Annotated in this window: 3 protein-coding genes and 2 tRNA genes; 2 read left to right on the top strand and 3 right to left on the bottom strand. The window is 63.5% G+C overall.

The features are described from left to right. Positions 1-88: 88 nt before the first annotated feature. A complete protein-coding gene (locus BAY1663_RS22330; RefSeq protein ID WP_037045231.1) occupies positions 89-766 on the bottom strand; it encodes a glutathione S-transferase family protein in 678 nt (225 codons plus the stop codon). A gap of 61 nt (positions 767-827) precedes the next feature. Further along, positions 828-1,595: a hypothetical protein gene (locus BAY1663_RS22325; RefSeq protein ID WP_371257653.1), complete on the bottom strand. Its 768-nt coding sequence runs from the start codon at positions 1,593-1,595 to the stop codon at positions 828-830. 215 nt (positions 1,596-1,810) lie between these two features. On the opposite strand from BAY1663_RS22325, the gene BAY1663_RS22320 reads away from it, so the two are divergent. Next, a tRNA-Glu gene (locus BAY1663_RS22320) sits at positions 1,811-1,886 on the top strand. 6 nt (positions 1,887-1,892) lie between these two features. Continuing rightward, positions 1,893-1,968: transfer RNA gene (locus BAY1663_RS22315), tRNA-Gly, on the top strand. 217 nt (positions 1,969-2,185) lie between these two features. Here BAY1663_RS22315 and BAY1663_RS22310 read toward each other — a convergent pair. Continuing rightward, positions 2,186-3,247: acetolactate synthase large subunit (locus BAY1663_RS22310; RefSeq protein ID WP_037045227.1), on the bottom strand; the 1,062-nt coding region annotated here is incomplete at its 5' end.

Below are 3,247 nucleotides of genomic sequence, written 5' to 3'. Positions count from 1 at the left end.
GGACCAAAGGCAGCAGGCCCCACCGAACCCAGTGGGAGGCGCGCCCTCGCGGCGATGCGGGCCGCAGGCCTGCCGGGTAAGCCGCTACTCAGGCAGTGGCGGCCTTGCCCATTTCCTGCAGCTTGGCATTCATTCGCTGTTCCCCTGGCAACAGGCTGGCAACCGAGGGGCGTGCGAGGATGCGCTGGTAGTGGGCTGCCAGCGCGGGCCAGCGCCGAGCGTCGAGCTGCTCGCCGCCGTGTGCCATGTTGATCAGCTGGGAGGTGATGGCGATGTCCGCCATGGACAGCTCATCGCCGACGAAGTATTCCTGTTGCCCCAGTTGTGCTTCGAGGTAATCGAAGTGCGCCGGCAATTTCTCTTCCAGCGCTGCGCGCACGGCTTCTTCGTTGCAGGGGTGGCCCGCGGAAGGCTTGAGGATGCGATTGCGGAAGATGGTGAAGGTGGTCAGCGGCGCCAGCTCGTAGTCCGCGTATTTTTCCAGCCAGCGGACGCGTCCGCGCTGCCGCGCTTCTTCGGCATAGAGGGCCGGCGTTTCGGCATAGGCTTCTTCGAGGTACTGGCAGATCACGCTGGAGTCGGCGAGGGTGCAATCATCGTCCTTGAACGCCGGGATGCGGCCGAGCGGGTTCAATTGCAGGTACCACTCCGGTGGCGTGAAGGGCATGACGGTTTCGAGTTGATACTCAAGGCCTTTCTCGAGCAGGCACAGGCGCACCTTGCGCACGAAAGGGGAAAGGGGCACGCCATAAACGGTCAGGCTCATTGTTGTTCTCCGCCGGGACAGTTGGTTGCAGCCGGAGCCGGATGGCCCCGGTATCGTCACGTCAGTAGACGTTCTTCTTCTTCCACAAGTCTTCGTCGTCGAAGGCTTTCATGCCTTCGGTCAGCTCGCTGGGTTCTTCGACCTGCGGCCGCTCGTTTTTCAGCACCAGGCTGTTGGCATGATCCAGCAGGGCCTGGAGCTGCTTCAACTGCGCCTGGTAGTTGGCGGGCGCAGCCTGTTTGCGGATGTGCTGGATGCCGCGCTCGAAGGCCAGGCGCGCACGTTGTGGCAGGTTCTGCTGCAATGCCTGCCTGCCCAGGCTGGTGAAGAACTCGATATGCAGTATCGCCAGCATGCGCTGGATGTCCTGGAGCCAGCGCTTGGCCTCGGCTTGTTGCAGCTGACCGTCCTTGGTGGCGCGAACGATCTGCGTATGCAGATCCTCCAGCATGAAGCGGGCTTCCTTGGCCTGCGCTTCGGTAAGGATCTGGCGTGGCGGGTTGCGCACCTCGATCGCTTCGCCTTTGGCCAGCTCGGTGCGCAAGGCGTGGATGCGCGCTGCCAATTTGTCGTTGCCCTTGTCGAGCGGCAGCAGACGTTCGCTCAGGTTCAGTTCGAGCCCGGTGAGCAACAGCTTGAGGGCGGGAGTCATCATCTGGCCGGGAAGGCCGTCCGACAGCTCGGCACAGCGTCGGCAGCGGTCATTGAGATCCGCACGCCGGCGGGCCTTTTCCAGGTTGTTCTTTTCGACGATCTGGATGGTGTAGACGATGATGACCAGGAGGAACACACCGGCCAGGATCAATCCTGTGATCATAAGTGGAGACACTCACTGTACCTCTCGAGCCGCTGGTTTTTGGCCTGAGTGTAGTGGCTCGACAGTTCGACCGATAGCTCTGCCCGCCGCCGGCGAGCGCGTGCAAAACTTTTTTCGAATCAATGCTTGACGGCTCCCGAAGGCCTCCATAGAATGCGCGCCACTTGCAGCGTGAAGCACAAAGCGAAACGCTGGAAGCCGGAAGAAAGCTGTAGTTTCCGGGCAGCGTCCCCTTCGTCTAGTGGCCTAGGACACCGCCCTTTCACGGCGGTAACAGGGGTTCGAGTCCCCTAGGGGACGCCAATATTTGCGGGAATAGCTCAGTTGGTAGAGCACGACCTTGCCAAGGTCGGGGTCGCGAGTTCGAGTCTCGTTTCCCGCTCCAAATGTCGGTTTGCAGACCTTTATCGAGGTTTGCGAATCATCGAAAAAAGGACCGAAAGGTCCTTTTTTCGTTTTTCCTTATTTGATTTGCTTCCCCCGTTCCCGACAGCCCTACTACCTGCCATCGTCTGCGGCCTCGTGTTCGTTTTCCACGATATGGCTGAAGAGTCGCCGTCTCCTTCAGGAAAACGCATTCTATCGGACGCGTCCCTTGCCGCTCAGGGGGCGATTTTCCGCTTCACGGCGCCGGCCAGCGAAGGGGGAAGGTTGGGCAGGGCGCGCAGCAGCCAGGGCAGCAGCCTGCGCTTGGTGGCGTTCAGGGCCTCTGGAACCAGCGCCTCGATCAGGTGCGGACCCGGGTTGGCCAGGGCGTATTCCATGGCCTGCAGCAATTCCTCGGCAGTCTCCACGCGCACGGCGTGAACGCCCATGCCCTGGGCCAGGCGGGAAAAATTCAACACCGGATCGCTGAGATCCAGCTGTGACCTGGCCTTCGGCCCGGCCTCTTCGGCCCCGACCCGCTCCAGCTCGACATTGAGCACCGAGTAGGACGCGTTGTTGAAGATGATCGAGGTGACATCGAGCCGCTCCCGAGCCATGGTCCAGAGCGCCTGGAAGGTGTACATCGCGGAACCGTCGCCGATCAGTGCCAGCACCGGGCGATCGGGGCAAGCGATGGCCGCGCCGACGGCGTTGGGCAGCCCTTGGCCGATGGCGCCGCCGGTCAGGGTGAGCAGGTCGTGCCTCGGGGCGCCGGCGGTCAGGGCCGAGAGCATCAGCCCCGAGGTGATGGCTTCGTCGATCAGAATCGCATTTTCCGGCAGCAGATGGCCCACGGCCTTGCACACCTTGGCGGCCGTGAGCTTGCCGCGCGGGCGGTTGGGACGTAGGGCCGGTTGCAACAGGGGCTGGGCCTGCTCCGCGCCGAGCGCGGCGCAGAGCTTTTCCAGGCTGGCGGTGGTGTCCTCGGCCGGGCTGGCGAGGACGTGCAGGTTGCAGCCGTCGGGCACCAGGTCGCTCCGCTTGCCCGGATAGGCGAAGAAGGACACCGGCGCCTTGGCGTCCACCAGGATCAATTCCTCGATTTGCCCCAGCTGCACTCCGGCCATTTCCGCCATGTAGGCGATGCGCTCGACCGCTGGCAGGCCGGCCCCGCGTTGCAGGCGGGTGGGGAAGACCTCGGCCAGCAGCCTGACGCCGCAATGCGCCGCGATACGCGCGGCGGCCAGCAGGTCTGCTTCGCGCAGCGCGCGCCCGCCCAGCAGGAGCGCGGTCTTGCG

The organism is Pseudomonas sp. BAY1663, from assembly GCF_000582595.1.
GTDB classification, from domain to species: Bacteria; Pseudomonadota; Gammaproteobacteria; order Pseudomonadales; family Pseudomonadaceae; genus Stutzerimonas; species Stutzerimonas stutzeri_AF.
This window is presented reverse-complemented; position numbering and strand designations above follow the sequence as displayed.

Excerpts from the sequence above, each read along its gene's own strand:
- BAY1663_RS22330 (WP_037045231.1), bottom strand. The coding sequence starts at position 766 with ATGAGCCTGACCGTTTATGGCGTGCCCCTTTCCCCTTTCGTGCGCAAG.